Annotated in this window: 9 protein-coding genes; 2 read left to right on the forward strand and 7 right to left on the reverse strand. The window is 60.7% G+C overall.

The features are described 5' to 3' along the window. Positions 1-80: 80 nt before the first annotated feature. From FTE24_RS19310 to uvrB, 5 genes are all read right to left on the reverse strand, one after another. Positions 81-2,594: a U32 family peptidase gene (locus FTE24_RS19310; RefSeq protein WP_141447344.1), complete on the reverse strand. Its 2,514-nt coding sequence runs from the start codon at positions 2,592-2,594 to the stop codon at positions 81-83. A gap of 314 nt (positions 2,595-2,908) precedes the next feature. Beyond that, a complete protein-coding gene (locus FTE24_RS19315) occupies positions 2,909-4,810 on the reverse strand; it encodes a stalk domain-containing protein (RefSeq protein WP_150235291.1) in 1,902 nt (633 codons plus the stop codon). Positions 4,811-4,823: 13 nt separating this feature from the next. Then, positions 4,824-5,876 carry a S1C family serine protease gene (locus tag FTE24_RS19320; RefSeq protein WP_150235289.1) on the reverse strand — a complete coding sequence of 351 codons (1,053 nt, stop codon included), beginning with the start codon at positions 5,874-5,876 and terminating at the stop codon, positions 4,824-4,826. Between the two features lie 338 nt (positions 5,877-6,214). Continuing rightward, positions 6,215-9,091 carry an excinuclease ABC subunit UvrA gene (gene uvrA, locus FTE24_RS19325; RefSeq protein WP_141447347.1) on the reverse strand — a complete coding sequence of 959 codons (2,877 nt, stop codon included), beginning with the start codon at positions 9,089-9,091 and terminating at the stop codon, positions 6,215-6,217. Between the two features lie 186 nt (positions 9,092-9,277). Then, positions 9,278-11,278, reverse strand: a complete 2,001-nt coding sequence (uvrB, locus tag FTE24_RS19330) for an excinuclease ABC subunit UvrB (RefSeq protein ID WP_150235287.1) — start codon at positions 11,276-11,278, stop codon at positions 9,278-9,280. Positions 11,279-11,716: 438 nt separating this feature from the next. On the opposite strand from uvrB, the gene FTE24_RS19335 reads away from it, so the two are divergent. Both FTE24_RS19335 and FTE24_RS19340 read left to right on the forward strand, forming a co-directional pair. After that, on the forward strand, positions 11,717-12,496 hold the full coding sequence (locus FTE24_RS19335) for a flagellar motor protein (protein ID WP_150235285.1): 780 nt from the start codon (positions 11,717-11,719) through the stop codon (positions 12,494-12,496). Then, positions 12,493-13,338: an OmpA/MotB family protein gene (locus tag FTE24_RS19340; RefSeq protein WP_150235283.1), complete on the forward strand. Its 846-nt coding sequence runs from the start codon at positions 12,493-12,495 to the stop codon at positions 13,336-13,338. The genes FTE24_RS19335 and FTE24_RS19340 overlap by 4 nt, the downstream gene beginning before the upstream one ends. A gap of 141 nt (positions 13,339-13,479) precedes the next feature. Here FTE24_RS19340 and FTE24_RS19345 read toward each other — a convergent pair whose 3' ends face one another. Together FTE24_RS19345 and FTE24_RS19350 are read right to left on the reverse strand one after the other, a co-directional pair. Then, complete coding sequence (locus FTE24_RS19345) at positions 13,480-14,652, reverse strand: ABC transporter permease (protein WP_160441836.1); 1,173 nt, start codon at positions 14,650-14,652, stop codon at positions 13,480-13,482. Further along, complete coding sequence (locus tag FTE24_RS19350; RefSeq protein WP_150235279.1) at positions 14,645-15,808, reverse strand: ABC transporter permease; 1,164 nt, start codon at positions 15,806-15,808, stop codon at positions 14,645-14,647. Before FTE24_RS19350 ends, FTE24_RS19345 begins: the two co-directional genes overlap by 8 nt. Between the last annotated feature and the right edge of the window lie 27 nt (positions 15,809-15,835).

Genomic DNA, 15,835 nt, shown 5'->3' on the forward strand with positions numbered 1-15,835 from the left:
ACGGAGGCGCCAAGGATAACAAAAAGCCGCGCATACAAATGCGCGGCTTTTTTGCGGTCTTTTTCGAATATGGATCCGGCTTACTTCACCAACTGCCCTCTCGTTACCCCAAGCTGATTCGTCGCTTTGAGCTTGCGCCACACTTCGGAACCGCTGATCTGGCCGTTCAGGGCACGGGTGTACAGGTCGAGCACTTCGTGCACCTGCTCCGGCGTTTCTTCGAGGAACTCAATCCGGTAGCTCGGCACGCCGGCGCTCAGGAACTCGTTCAGGTATTCGGCGCCGGACTGCTCGATGGCGTTGTAGACAGTGTTGCGGCAGCCTTCATCGACACGGACCGGGTGGGACATGCCGATCCGGTCGCGCAGCGACGCGCGCTGCTCTTCGCAAGGGCGGCCGCAGTTCGTGAAGTCGGTGCCTTCGCTCATGAACGTGCAGTAGACGCAGTGTTCGGTATGGAACATCGGCATATGCTGATGGATGACGATCTCCAGCTTGTCCGTCTGCGAACGGCCGAGCAGATCGACCATCTGCTGGATGTTGAGGTCGTACGACGGCGTAACGCGGTCGAGGCCGGCTTCGAGGAACAAGTCTACGGCTTTGTGGTTCGCTACGTTGAGCGAGAAGTCGCCGATCAGTTCCGGATGGTTCTGATCCGGGTTCTCCTGGCGGTGGCGCAGGTAGTAATACAGGGCACCGGTATTGCGGACGAGCACGGCATCCGGCGCAAGACGCAGAATGTTCGCGTGGTAGCCGTTCTCGCCCGGCATGTGAATGCGCGGCGTCGCCAGCGCGATTTGCTTGCCGGCTGCCCGTACGGCTGCGACAGCCGCCGGGAACTGCTTGATGAATTCGAAGTCGGCGTAGATCATGCCTACGCCGGCTTCCAGTGCCGCTTCGACCTGCGGCAGGCTCCGGCACAGCGCCGTGATGCGCGCTTCGGAGCGCTCCATCGGCTGCGCGGGCTGCTTGGAATCGCCGTATACGGCGATATCGCGCTGCACGTAGACCGGCGGCTTCGGACGCTCGCCGGACAGTTCGTCGACGGCGCGGCGGCGCATGGCGTTCAGCTCGCGCATCGGCACGATGACGTCGCCGTGCAGCTGCACGTCCAGCTCTTCCAGCTGGTAGACGGTGCCGCCAAGACGGCCGAACTGCTCTTCCAGAATCTCGTAGCCGAGCGGACGCTTCTTGGCGATCTCAAGTTCCATCTCGGATTCGACGCGCACGGTCGTGCCTTTGTCCGTATCGGTCCAGATCGAGACGAGCGGCTGCCCCGGGTTGCCCATGACTTTGACGGTCAGCGGGAACACGCGGTAAGGCTTGTCCGTCTCGTACGTCTGGCGCAGACGTCGGTCGAGCGCGGGATCGTTCGTCTTCCAGATGCGGTCGCCTACGTGCAGGCGGCGCAGGTCAACGTCGTTGCGGCCCGGCACGATGTCGATAACCCAGCCTTGTCCGGCTTCGCCTTCGAGCTTGACGCCTTTGCGGCGCACGTCGTAGACGCGGCCGCCTTCTTCCTTCTTCGTCGGATCTCCGGCGTCAAATACGATACCGTCGCCGCGCTTGAGCGGCGCTTCGATCCGGCAGACGACGCCGTCGCGCAAAATTTGTTCCACGCGGCCGAGGTACACGCCGCGGCTCTTGGGGAAAGTGCCTTCCACGAGCTGCTTGTTGTTCGTACCGTCCAGGAAGCCGTGCGTCAGGCCGCGCGAGAAGCTCTGCTGCAGTTCGCGCACTTCTTCTTCCGAAGGCTTCGCGTCGTCGCCGTCGAAATAGCGGTTGATCGCGGCATTGTATTTGCTGACCACGTTCGCTACGTATTCCGGCGTCTTGAGGCGGCCTTCGATCTTGAACGACGTCACGCCCGCTTCGATCAGCTCCGGCATGATATCGATTGCCGCTAGGTCTTTGGGCGACAGCAGGTAGGCGATATCGCCCATCGGCTTATGTTCGCCGTCGACCATCAGGTCGTACGGCAGGCGGCAGGCCTGCGCGCACTCGCCGCGGTTGGCGGAACGTCCGCCCCACATTTCCGACGTCAGGCACTGCCCCGAATACGACACGCACAGCGCGCCGTGCACGAACACTTCCATCGGCAGCTTGGCCTGGTCGCCGATCTTGCGAATCTGCTTGAGGTTGTTCTCCCGGCCCAGCACGACCCGCTCCATGTTGAACGGCTTCGTGAACTCGACCGCTTCCGGCGACGTGATCGTCATCTGCGTCGAACCGTGAATCGGGAAGTCCGGCGAGATCTCGCGGATCATTTTGACCAGACCCAAATCCTGCACGATGACCGCGTCCACGCCGGCCACGACGCAAGCGTCGATCAATTCGCGCGCGTCTTCCAGCTCGTTTTCGAATACGAGGATATTGAACGTCAAAAATCCCTTGACCCCGTAACTATGCAAAAAGCCCATGATTTCCGGCAGTTCGTCCATCCGGAAGTTGTTGGCGCGTGCCCGGGCGTTGAATTTTTCGACTCCGAAAAAGACCGCGTCCGCCCCGTTTGCGACGGCTGCGCGCATGCAATCCCAATCGCCGGCCGGAGCCAGCAGTTCGACGTCGCGTCTCGTAATGCCTTGAGTATTCATAACAGTAAGATCCCTCCGCGCGGCCGCTTTTCCCGTCAATGATGCATCTCTGCCCTGGCAGCGGCCGCCGTATAATGTTCGTTCCTTATTCGCATATCCGACAAAAATCCCGCCGGGCCGAACCCCGCGGGAATCATTAGCATCCTGTACACGCACTTCAATTCGTCGCCCAAACTTCATCACGACGTTTATCTCACTTATTTTAACAGACTGTAACCTTCATGCCTACAAGCATTTCGCTCTTTTTCAAAATTTTAAAGACCGGCCCGCCCTCCGGCGGTACCGGTCTTCCCCAATGTCACGCTATGGATGAGCTATGAACCCGTTATGGATGACTTGAGAAACTTGACCGAGCGCAGCGCGCGTTCGATACCGTCCAGCTGCGGCTGCGTCGCCATGCCGAGATCGATCCGGTAATGAATCCAATACGTCGTGCCGCCGTGCCGGAAATAAATATCCTCGGCCCGGTAAGCATTGCCGTCCGTGCCCGTATACGCGATACGTACGGCCGGAACGCCCGCGAATTCGGTCCGCTGCGGCGCTTCGTGCGTCAACGTGGCATCGTCGAGCTTCCAGTCGGCGTAACGCCGAACAGCCTGGGCCGCCGCCGCTTCCGGACCTTCTTCGACGTCGGTCAGTTCAAACGAACCGCCCGGCAGGAAATAACCCAGATCGAACTCCGAATCGGCCATCGCCTGCGGCGTCCAGTAAGCCGGCACGCTGATCTTCATCTCGGGCGTGCTTTTGCTTATGTTAAGCGTCTTGTCTTTGAGATAGGGAATCTGTCCGAGCTTGCCGAAGGAATCTTCGACGACGCCGAAATCGACTTCCAGCGAATCGGCGATCCGACGGAGCGTCTGCTCCCGGTAAGCCCCTTCCGGCGCGGAGTAGCGCAGCACGTAGAAATGCTCTTTGCCTCTCAGGACGAGCCAGTTCCAGTAGACGCTTCCGCTGCCGAGATTGTAAGTCATCTTCTCGATCCTGGCGTCCTGTCCGGACACTGTCAGCGATTCGCTGACGATCGGATTGAGATACTCGGGCAGAAACAGTTCGCCGGTTCTTTGCTTGAGCAGGTTATGCCAATCGTCCAGCGTCTCGCCCGGTTCGGCCGAAATGACCTGCATCGCCAGAACGGAACCGTCTTCTCCGCCGTATTGGAACAAACCCGATGCCGCAGGCGACCATTCGGCCGGAATCTTCATCGACACGCCGTAATCGGGCGCCGAGACGTTCATCTGCCCGTCGACGACGGCGGACAGGTCTTTCGTCTGCATGCCCGACGTGGCGAACGAAGTTCGGAACGAGTCGAGCAGCGGCGCCCGATCTTCGAATGCCCGGTAATCCTCGATCAGCGAATCGCCGAGGTAGAGGCTGTAGATGCGCCCTTTGTCGTCGTAGCGGCGCGCTTCCCAATAAATGCCGTCCAGATCGCGGCTGATCAACCGCGCGTAAGGCAGTCCGGCGGTCGGGACCGTCCGGCGGTCAATGATCGTCTCGCCGCTGTCCAGCGCTTCCTGCTCCAACTGCTCCAGCAGATTGGAGACGGGCACGGACGTGCCGGCTTCTTCGTCCCAGACATGGATCTGAAGCATGTACGTGCCGTCCGCGTCGCCGATCGCCGCCGAATATTCGTCGTCACCCAATTCGGCCATCGAACCGGCCGGCGAATCGATCGACCAGCCGGCATAACTGCTGCCGACCCGGCCCGGGATCTCTTCCGCGTCTTCTCCCGGCTTCGCCGGCTGCCCCGGGATGCCGTTATCCGACTTCAACGTCACCGTGACCGTGCCGGAATTCGTTTTGACCCCGGCGCCCATGAGGTCCGCGACCGGACGCAGCGGTACCATCAGCGTGCCGTTTTTCATGACCGGCGCCGCGTCCCATACCTTTTTGGTGCCGTTCGTCCAGACGGTCTTGCTGCCGATCGTAAACGTCGCGACGCGCGCGCCGTAGCTGACGCGAACGACATTGTCGCCTTCGAGGCGGCTTGTCGTTCCGAAGGCCCGCTGGAAGACGCCCAGCGGAACCATGACCATTCCATTTTGCGTGTACGGCTTCTCGATCTTCTGCTCGCTGCCGTTCACAAGCGCCTTCGTACTGCCGAGGCGCACCTGCAAAGTCAGCGTAACCGGCTCGGCCGCGAAAGCGGGCACCGACGTTCCGATCATGAGCAGCAGCACGAACCACAGCGCGATACTTTTTTTAGCCAGTCTCAACCGCTCTCCTCCTCTACTCGTTCGTCAGCACGATGCGGCGTTCCACGATATCGCCGTCCGTCTGCATGAGCACGCGCACCGTCTGTCCGGGCACGTACGCTTTCATCAGTTCGTTCAAATCGACGAGCGCGGTAATCCGGTGGCCGGCCACGCTGTAGAGCACGTCGCCTTCGCGCACGCCCGCTCTGCGGGCTTCGTCCGACATCACTTCGCTGACCGTCAGCGGATCTTCCGAAGGCAGGCCGACGGTGGCCGAAAAGCTTTCTTCGAGTTCGAGGCCCAGCCCGGCGCGAATCACTTCTCCCTTGGCGAACAGCTGCTTCACGATATACTGGACGGTGGCCGCGGGAATCGTGAATCCGGTATTGTCGATATCGACGGCCGCGTATTTCATCGAATTGATGCCGAGAATCTCGCCGCGCATATTGACCAGCGGACCTCCGCTGTTGCCGGGGTTGATCGTCGCATCGGTCTGGATCAGCCGGTATTCCGCGCCGGCGGCGCGGTTCAGGCCGCTGACGATGCCAAGCGTGGCCGAATTGCGCAGCGACAGCGAGACCGGCGTGCCGATCGCGATAACCGGCTCGCCCACGAGCGTCGTTTCTTTCGTCGAGACGAAGGTGGCCGGCTTGAAGCCGGAGACGTTGATCTTGATCAGCGCCAGATCGCTGGTCGGATCGCTGTACACCTGCCGCACTTTGTACGATTTGCCTTCGGACGTGACAACCTGGATATGGTCCATATCTTCCACGACATGCGCATTCGTCACGATCCAGCCGTTCGAACGGATAATGACGCCGGAGCCGTGCGCGAGATCGTAGCCGTCCTCCGCGCTCCCGCTCTCTTCGCCGCCCCAATCTTCCGAAGCGCCGACCGGCACTTCGCCGATAATGCCGACCACCGAAGGCGAGACTTTCGCAATGATCTGCGGAATCGTTTGGGCCGGGGCGGACGATTTTGCGGACGCTGCCGCCGCGGCGTACGTGTGCGGGGATATGCCCAACCCGCCGATTGCGATCGCGCCCGACAGCAGCAAACCTGCCGCTTTTGTTCCTGTTTTACTCATCTTGTCGACACCCCTCTTTATTCGCAGGTCCGGATTCCGGCACGGTGAATACGTTCTTTTCGCCCTGCCGGGCAGAACAAGACAGCCGCCATTTGCCGATTTTCTGCCCTACTCGAACTTCTCTCTTCACTTTATTCCATCTTTTAGAAAAATTGAAGACGTTTTTATAAACAATTTTGACTTTGGGCAGAAAAGAAAAAAAGCGGCCGCCTCTAGGCAGCCGCTTCCGGATCGCGGCGGAACGGCGTTCTTCCGCAATCGTCGCTTGCTTGCATCCTTTTTCGACCGAATTTCCGGGCGAATACGGGCCGAATACGGGCCCTAATCCCGAAGCAGAGTTATTTGTCCGCGGTCTGCGCTTCGGGCTCGGCTTCCTGCCGCGTCCGCTGCGTATCGCGTTCGAGGACCGGAGCCAGATAATGGCCGGTGTACGAACCTTTGACTTTGGACACCTGCTCCGGCGTGCCGGTCGCAACGACGTCTCCGCCTCCGCTGCCGCCTTCCGGTCCCATATCGATCAGGTAATCGGCCGTCTTGATGACGTCGAGATTATGCTCGATCACGAGCACGGTATCGCCCGATTCGACGAGGCGGTGCAGCACGTTCAGCAGGCGATCGATATCGTCCACGTGCAGGCCCGTGGTCGGCTCGTCGAGGATGTAGATCGTTTTGCCGGTGCTGCGGCGGTGCAGCTCGGAAGCGAGCTTGACGCGCTGCGCTTCGCCGCCCGACAGCGTCGTGGCCGGCTGGCCCATCTTGACGTAGCCGAGGCCGACGTCCAGCAGCGTCTGCAGCTTGCGGCTGATCTTCGGCACGTTCTGGAAAAATTCGACCGCGTCTTCGATCGTCATCTCCAGCACGTCGGAAATGTTTTTGTTTTTGTATTTCACTTCCAGCGTCTCGCGGTTGTAGCGTTTGCCTTTGCACACTTCGCACGGTACGTAGATGTCCGGCAGGAAGTGCATCTCGATCTTGATAATCCCGTCGCCTTTGCACGCTTCGCAGCGGCCGCCCTTCGTGTTGAAGCTGAAGCGGCCTTTCTGGTAGCCGCGCACTTTGGCTTCGTTCGTCGTCGCGAACAGGTCGCGGATGTTGTCGAACACGCCGGTATACGTCGCCGGGTTGGACCGCGGCGTGCGGCCGATCGGCGACTGGTCGACTTCGACGACTTTGTCGACGTGTTCCATGCCGCGAATCTCTTTGTGCTTGCCCGGCTTGACGCGCGCCCGGTTGAGGTCGCGGGCCAGCGCTTTGTGCAGCACGCCGTTAACGAGCGACGACTTGCCGGAACCGGATACGCCGGTGACCGCCGTGAACAGGCCGATCGGCACCTTCACGTTGACGTTGCTCAGGTTGTTTTCTTTCGCGCCGCGGATCTCCAGCCAGCGTTCGCCCGGCTTGCGGCGGCTCAGCGGAACCGGAATGAAGCGGCGTCCGCTCAAATACTGGCCTGTCAGCGAGTCCGGATTGTCCATAACTTCCTGCGGCGTGCCTTCGGCGATGATCCGGCCGCCGTGCACGCCGGCTCCCGGCCCGATATCGATAATGTAATCGCTGGCCATCATCGTGTCTTCGTCGTGCTCGACGACGATCAGCGTGTTGCCGAGATCGCGCATATGCAGCAGCGTCTTGATCAGGCGGTCGTTATCGCGTTGGTGCAGGCCGATGCTCGGCTCGTCGAGAATGTAGAGCACGCCCATGAGGCTAGACCCGATCTGCGTCGCGAGGCGAATCCGCTGGGCTTCGCCGCCGGACAGCGTACCGGCCGCGCGGCTGAGCGTCAGGTACGTCAAGCCGACGTTTTCGAGGAAACCGAGGCGGCTGCACACTTCCTTGAGGATCAGGTTCGCGATCGAACGCTCTTTTTCCGACAGTTCGAGTTCGTTGAAAAATTCCGTCGCTTTGGAGATCGACAGGTCCGTCACGTGCGAGATGCTGACTCCCCCGACCGTCACGGCCAGAATTTCGCGCTTCAGCCGCTGGCCTTTGCATGTGCCGCACGGCTTGGTGCCCATGAAGCCTTCGATATATTCGCGCATGCTCTCGGACGACGTATCGCGGTAGCGGCGCTCCAGATTCGGAATGATACCTTCGAACGCGACGGTCACTTCCTTGCTGCGGCCGAAGTCGCCTTCATACCGGAACTTGACCTTCTGGCCGTCGGTGCCGTAGAGGATCTTGTTCGTCTGGTCCGCCGTCAGTTCGGATACCGGCACGTTTGTCGGAATCTTGTAATGTTCGCACATCGCGGCGAGAAACTGCGGATAATAATTGGACAGTCCGCCGCTCCATGCGGTAAACGCGCCGTCTTCGATCGTCTTGCGCTCGTCCGGTACCAGCAGTTCCGGATCGACGACCATCTTCACGCCGAGTCCGTCGCAGTCCGGGCAGGCGCCGAACGGGCTGTTGAACGAGAACATGCGCGGTGCCAACTCTTCCATGCTGAACCCGCAGATCGGGCAGGCGAAGTTGGAACTGAACCGCAGTTCTTCCTGGCCCATGATGTCGACGAGCAGCTGCCCGCCGGACAGCTTGAGCGCCGTCTCGATCGAATCGGCCAGACGCGTCTGGACGTCTTCCTTGATCACGATCCGGTCAACGACGATTTCGATCGTATGCTTTTTGTTTTTCTCAAGTTCGATCGTCTCGGACAGGTCGCGCAGCTCGCCGTCGACGCGCACGCGGACGAAGCCCTGCTTCGAAATTTCGGTGAACAGGCTCTTGTGCTCGCCCTTCTTGCCGGAAATGACAGGAGCGAGAATCTGCATCCGGGTCTTCTCCGGGAACTGCATGATGCGGTCCACCATCTGCTCGACGGTCTGCGAAGTGATCTCCACGCCGTGATCGGGACAATGCGGCTTGCCGATTCGCGCGAACAGCAGCCGCAGGTAGTCGTAAATTTCCGTGACGGTGCCGACGGTCGAACGCGGGTTGCGGCTCGTCGTCTTCTGGTCGATCGAGATGGCGGGAGACAACCCGTCGATCGAATCGACGTCCGGCTTCTCCATCTGGCCGAGGAACTGGCGCGCGTAGGCGGACAGCGACTCGACATAGCGGCGCTGGCCTTCGGCATAGATGGTATCGAAAGCGAGCGAAGACTTGCCCGAGCCGCTGAGGCCCGTCAGGACGACGAAACGATCGCGGGGGATCGTGACGTCGATATTTTTCAAGTTGTGTGCTCTGGCACCTTTGATTACGATATTTTCGCTTGCCACCGGCCTCAACCTCCACATGAATCATTCTGTTTGTCGACTTGTCCGGCAGAGTGTTTTCCGATCTTTTGCAGGAACGCTCTACCGGCAAATTCTTGGGTCCTGGGTCTTGGGAAAAAGATTGCGCCCGCACGGATGCGGACGCTTGACTGTACGTATAGAGTATAGAGTATAGGGAAAGGCTGCGGGTCACTCCGCCGCGCGGAGTTCCAGCAGCGCGTCGCGCAGTTCGGCGGCGCGTTCGAAGTTGAGGTTTTTGGCGGACTCTTTCATTTCTTTTTCCAGGCGCATGACGAGTTTCTCGCGATCTCTCTTCGTCAGCTTCGTGCTGCCGTCGATGCCGGACAGGAAGTCCGCGCCGCTCTCGGCCGCCTTGGTCGCTTCGATGACGTCGCGCACTTTCTTCTTGATCGTCTGCGGCGTAACGCCGTGCTCCAGATTGTAGGCATGCTGGATCTCGCGGCGGCGCTGCGTTTCCTTCATCGCCCTGTCCATCGACTCGGTGATCTTGTCGGCGTACAGGATGACCCGGCCTTCCGAGTTGCGGGCGGCCCGGCCGATCGTCTGGATCAGCGAGCGCTCGGAACGCAGGAAACCTTCCTTGTCGGCGTCGAGAATCGTGACGAGCGACACTTCCGGCAGGTCGAGGCCTTCGCGCAGCAGGTTGATGCCGACGAGGACGTGGAAGACGCCGAGCCGCAGGTCGCGCAAAATCGCGATCCGTTCCAGCGTCTTGATGTCCGAGTGCAGGTAGCGGACCTTGATCCCGACTTCCTTGAGGTAATCGGTCAGATCCTCGGACATTTTCTTGGTCAGCGTCGTGACGAGCACGCGCTCGTCTTTCTCGATGCGGTCGCGGATCTCGCCGATCAGATCGTCGATCTGTCCGTCCGTCTTGCGCACTTCGATGATCGGATCAAGCAGGCCGGTCGGCCGGATGATCTGTTCGACCATCGTCGGGCAGTGTTCCATCTCGTACGGTCCCGGCGTCGCCGAGACGTAGATGAGCTGATCCGCTTTTTGCTCGAATTCGTCGAACTTCAGCGGACGGTTGTCGAGCGCCGAAGGCAGGCGGAACCCGTAATCGACGAGCACGTTCTTGCGCGCCTGGTCGCCATTGTACATCGCGCGGATCTGCGGCAGCGTCACGTGGGATTCGTCGATTACGATCAGCAGATCGTCCGGGAAATAATCCATAAGCGTGTACGGCGTGGCGCCGCGTTCGCGGAACGTCAGCGGACCGGAATAGTTCTCGATGCCGGAACAGAATCCGACTTCCTTCATCATCTCGATGTCGTAGCGCGTGCGCTGTTCCAGCCGCTGCGCTTCGAGCAGCTTGCCTTCTTCCTTGAATACGGCGAGGCGCTCTTCCAGCTCCCGCTCGATATTCGTGATGGCGATCTTCATCTTCTCTTCGCGGGTGACAAAGTGGGACGCCGGGAAGATGGCGACATGGTCGCGCTCGCCGGTAATTTCGCCGGTCAGCACGTTGATCTCGCTGATCCGTTCGATTTCGTCGCCGAACAGTTCGATCCGCACCGCATGTTCTTCGCGCGAAGCCGGGAAAATCTCGACTACGTCGCCGCGTACGCGGAACGTGCCGCGGACGAAGTTGATATCGTTGCGCTGATATTGGATATCGACCAGACGCGACAAAATCTCCTGCCGGGATTTCTCCATGCCGACGCGCAGCGACAGCAGCAGGTTGCCGTATTCCTGCGGCGAACCGAGACCGTAGATGCACGAGACGCTCGCCACGATGACGACGTCGCGCCGCTCGAACAGCGAGCTGGTCGCGGAGTGGCGCAGCCGGTCGATCTCTTCGTTGATGCTGGAATCTTTTTCGATATACGTATCGGAAGAAGGAACATAGGCCTCCGGCTGGAAATAGTCATAGTAGCTGACGAAGTAGTCGACGGAGTTGTTCGGCAAAAATTCCTTGAATTCGCTCGCCAACTGGGCGGCAAGCGTCTTGTTGTGGGCGATGACAAGTGTCGGACGGTTCAGTCTGGAGATCGTCTGTGCGATCGTGAACGTCTTGCCCGTGCCGGTCGCGCCGAGCAGGGTCTGGTGCTTCTTGCCTACGTGAATCCCTTCGACCAGTTGTTCGATCGCCCGGGGCTGGTCGCCCTGCGGCGAGAACTCCGAGACGATCTCGAACGGTTTGCTGCTGATTTCAATATCGCTCATTGGCCCTATTTCACCCTCGTCGTTTGAAGTGATAGTATTTGAAGCAGAGAATAAGAAAAAACCGACGCATCGCTTTCGTTTGATACGCCGTCCGGATGCTTATATTGTAAATAACCAGATTTTCGCGCGGAAAACGATCGGCGGTCGGACCGCCCCGGTTCGAAAACGCGGAAAAGGTCCGCCGAGCAACGGCTCAAGGCCTCGCGCGCCGGTCGAAAATAAAGACTGCGTTCGCCTTCCGGCGACCGGAAACGAAACGGAATGCGCTTCGAAAAAGCGGATTCGGGCGGCAGGGACGGAACGTCCTCCGCCCGCCGGCCGCCGGAAGATAAGAATACCTGTTCCCGTTAAGTATACTCTTTTTCCACCCCTGTTGCAATTATTTATGAAAACGGAAGATGCTTATTTCAAGCTTTTGCCGCAGAGAGGAACGAACGCATGGACATCACTATCATTATCGGAATCATTGCGGGATTCGCTGCGCTGATCGGCGGATTTCTGTGGGAAGGCGGACAGGCCGGAGGCCTGCTGCAGGGGGCCGCGGCCCTGATCGTATTCGGCGGAACGGCGGCCGCGGTCGTCATCAGTTTTCCGTGGAAAAGGCTGCGCACGCTGCCCGAGGCGCTGAAGGTCGCGTTCGGCTCGCGCGGTCTGCACGCCGGGGAATTGGTCGAAGACCTCGCTTCCTTGTCTTCGACCGCGCGACGTTCGGGCATCCTGGCGCTGGAGAAGACCGCGGAAACGCACGAAGATCCTTTTATGCGCGAAGGGCTCGGCCTGATCGTGGACGGAAGCGACCAGCCGCTGATGCGGCATATCCTTGAACTCGAAATCGACAAAAAGCAGGACAAGTTCGACGGTTACGCCAAAATTTTCGAATCCGCCGGCGGGTACGCCCCGACGATGGGCATCATCGGAACGGTCATGGGACTCATTCGCGTGCTCGGCAGCCTGACGGAACCGGCCAATCTGGGCTCGTCGATCGCTGTCGCTTTTATCGCCACGCTGTACGGGGTCGCCAGCGCCAACCTGATTTTCCTGCCGATCGCTTCCAAGATCCGGGCGCGCGGCGAAGAGGAGGTCCAAGTGATGGAGATGATGCTCGAAGGACTGCTTGCCGTTCAGAACGCGGAGAATCCGAACATGGTCCGCAAAAAACTGTCGACCTACCTCGACGATTATGAAGACGAAAGACCGGCCGGAGCCGATCGCCGATGAGCAGACGCCGCCGACGCCGCAACGAAGGCCCTTCGCATCAGCAGGAACGCTGGCTGATCACGTATGCCGATCTGTTGACGCTCCTGCTCATCTTTTTTATCATCATGTACGCGGTCAGCACGATCGATGCGGAAAAATACGAAGCCGTCTCCGGTTCGCTCCAAACGACGTTCCAGGCGGGCAGCAGCATTCTGGACGGCGGACCGAAGATCACCGGACAGGAAGGGCAGCAGACGCCCGGCAGCGCCGGGAACGACTCGGGCGCTCCGTCCGGCGGCGGGGATGCGCAGATCGCGCCGGACCCGGAGACCGAACCGACGGCGCGCGAACTCGCTTTTCGCGAGCAGGAACGGCAGTTGGCCGGTTTTCTGGAGACGATCGAATCCTACGTGGCGGACAACAATTTGCAGGACCAGATCTTCGTGGCCGACAAGCCGCAGGGCATCTCGATCACGCTGAGCGACCGCTTCCTGTTCGACGTCGGCCAGGCGCAGCTGAAGCCCGGCGCCGCCGGAATTCTGGACCGGCTGTCCAGCCTGTTCGGCAGCATCGACGCCGCGATCAGCATCGAAGGCCATACGGACAACCAGCCGATCCGCGGCGGACGCTATAGCGACAACTGGGAGCTGTCCGGCGACCGGGCACTATCGGTACTGCGCTACTTTATCGACAACCGCGGCCTGAACCCGACGCAGTTCCAGTACGCCGGCTACGCGGACACGCGACCGGTCGGCGACAACGCTACGCTTGCGGGCCGCCAGCAGAACCGCAGGGTCGAGATCACGGTGCTGCGGCAGCTTCGGTCCGACGGAACGACGGCGCCCGCGGCTTCGGCCGAATGATTCCGACAGAACGCGTGACCCTCTTTTAACGTACGCCCTTCTTTTACAAGACTTCTGTCCCCAACTGCTGTGAATAAGCACAAAAAAGCACCCGGCGGCTTCCGCGTTTGACGCGAAGGCCGACCGGGTGTTTTTTTGCGATCAGGATGCGCTCTCGCCCGGCTTCAAGATGACCGAGCCGATCGCGAGCAGCACGAACGCCATCAGCAGCAGGATAAGCAGCGGCAGGGCCGCTTCGCTCAGGCTGCCGCCGTCCGCGATCCGCTGCACGGCTTCGATCGCCCATTTCTGCGGCACGAAGTTCGATGCGGTCTGCAAATATCCCGGCATGATCGAGATCGGCCAGAAGCAGCCGCCGAGCATGCAGGTCGGCGTAATGATCAGCGTGTTGAGCATCGGCGCGTTGTCCGCGTTGCGCACGAGGCCGGCTACCGCGCTCGCAAGGCCGATCGTCACGAGCATGAACGCGGTCAGCACCGCGGCATGCAGCCAGACCGGCACGCCGTAATCGTAGCGCAGCAATCCCCGCGTCACGAGCAGCAGCAGAGCGATCTGAAGCCAACCGAGCGCGAAGCAGCCGAGAAAATTGCCCAGCGCGATCTGCAGCGAACTCGTCGGTGCGGTATAGACGCGCGCCATCGTGCCCTGCCTGCGGTCTTCGAGAATAAGCGAGACGCAGGTGCCGGACAAGCCCATCAGGAACAGCAGCGTAAAGCCGATTACGTTGTTCAGCCCCTGGCGCGGATACAGCTGTTCGTCGGTCAGCACCGTCTTCACCGCTTCGCTGCCCTGCGCTTTGAGCAGCTGGGCGAAGCGGGACTCCGCCGACACCCCGGCCGCGGCGTTCCCGCTTTCTTTTTCCGCAGAACGAATCAAGGCCGCCGCATCCGCCAACCGTCTGTGCTGTCCGTCCAGCGTCAGCTTCAGCAGAATCGAATCTTCGGTCGGATTCAGTTGGTAATAGGTCGGCGCGGCCGAACCTCCGCCCAGCAGCGAACGGCTGTAATCGGCCGGAATCACGATACCGAACGCCAGATCCCGGTCGGTCACGGCCTGCCGGAGAGTCTCTTCGCCTGACGCCTCGCTCAGCTCCCTGTTCTCCCGCTGCCCCAGTTCGCCCAGCAGACGTTCTCCCGCCGGCCCCGCGTCCAGATTGACGTATCCGACCGGCGCGGGCGGCGACGAAATTCCGCTGCCGAGCAGCCCGACCGCGCCGGAGACGATCGCCACCGGCAGGATCAGGTACGAGAGTACGCCCCTGAAGCTGCCGAGCGCCCGCCGAATCAAATTCCAGGCCATCCATACACTATTCATACGCATACCCCTTTCTGGCATAGATCGCGAGCGCGATCGCAAGCACGCCGACACTGACTGCGGCCAGAACACCGATCGACGCGCCGACGTGCGCGGACGGTTCGTGCAGCATCATGCGCAGCATGCTTTCCGCGGCCCAGCGGTTCATCGTGAAATCGCCCAGCCGCTGCAGCCAGCCTTCGAACGGCACGAAGCCTCCGCTGAGAAACGTCATGCCCACGATCAGTCCCTGAATGATCGAAGCGCTCTGCGCCTGCGACGACGTCAGGAACGTGACCGCGATCGACATGCCCATCGTGAACAGGATCATCAGCAGGCATACGCCGACCAGCAGCAGCGGCTGTGTGCCCCAATCGACGCCGAAGACCCATTTGGACACGAGCACGATCGTCAGCGCCTGCATGCCCGCTACCGCGCCGGCCGCGGCCACTTTGCCCGCGAACAGATACACCGGCCGAATCGGCATCGCGTACATGCGCTGCAGCGTCCGGTTCTCCCGTTCGCCGTACAGGCTGCTGCTCAGGCTGAGTCCGGCGTACATGACGAACATGATGAGCATCGACGCCGCGTAATATTGAAACGCCGTATAGCTCGTCCCTTCGGCTCCAAGCGCGCCGCTCTGCACCTGCGAAGCCGGCGCCGGCAGCTGCGCGTACGCCTCAAGCACCTGCGGGCCCAGCAGCCCGGCTGCCGCCGAACGATCGTTGATCGCGTCGACGAACGGACGCAGCACGTTTTCGGCGACGCGGTTGTCGGATCGGCTCTTGCCGCGGATCAGTTCCAGCGAGCTTGCGCCGCCGGACATGACGGCTCCGTCGAAGCCCGCAGGCACGACGAGCGCGTAATCCGCGGTACCGGCGCGCAGCATGCTGTCCGCCTGCGCCCGGTCCGCCGCGTCAACGACGTCGACGTAAGCGGCTACGCCTGCGTCCGCCAAATAACCGTCCACAAGCGGCGAGACTTCGCCCTGCACAAACGCCAGTCTCACCGGCTCGATGTTCGCGTCTTCCGTATTGCCGGCGTCGGTCACTCCCGCAAGCGCCGTGCCAAGCAGGAAAATAATAATCAGCGGCAGCAGAAACAAATTGATCGGCACCGTCCGCATCCTCAGCGTTCTTTTTAACTGGTGGAGCGCCACGACATAAAAAGTTCGCATTCCGTTTCTCCTCCTCTTCCGTTTCTC

The sequence above is a fragment of the Saccharibacillus sp. WB 17 genome (genome assembly GCF_008634075.2).
GTDB classification, from domain to species: domain Bacteria; phylum Bacillota; class Bacilli; order Paenibacillales; family Paenibacillaceae; genus Saccharibacillus; species Saccharibacillus brassicae.

Bases quoted from the DNA above. Each gene is read 5' to 3' on its own strand.
- FTE24_RS19335 (WP_150235285.1), top strand. From the start codon at position 11,717: ATGGACATCACTATCATTATCGGAATCATTGCGGGATTCGCTGCGCTG.
- FTE24_RS19345 (WP_160441836.1), bottom strand. From the start codon at position 14,652: ATGAATAGTGTATGGATGGCCTGGAATTTGATTCGGCGGGCGCTCGGC.
- FTE24_RS19340 (WP_150235283.1), top strand. From the start codon at position 12,493: ATGAGCAGACGCCGCCGACGCCGCAACGAAGGCCCTTCGCATCAGCAG.
- FTE24_RS19350 (WP_150235279.1), bottom strand. From the start codon at position 15,808: ATGCGAACTTTTTATGTCGTGGCGCTCCACCAGTTAAAAAGAACGCTG.
- FTE24_RS19320 (WP_150235289.1), bottom strand. From the start codon at position 5,876: ATGAGTAAAACAGGAACAAAAGCGGCAGGTTTGCTGCTGTCGGGCGCG.
- uvrB (WP_150235287.1), bottom strand. From the start codon at position 11,278: ATGAGCGATATTGAAATCAGCAGCAAACCGTTCGAGATCGTCTCGGAG.
- FTE24_RS19310 (WP_141447344.1), bottom strand. From the start codon at position 2,594: ATGAATACTCAAGGCATTACGAGACGCGACGTCGAACTGCTGGCTCCG.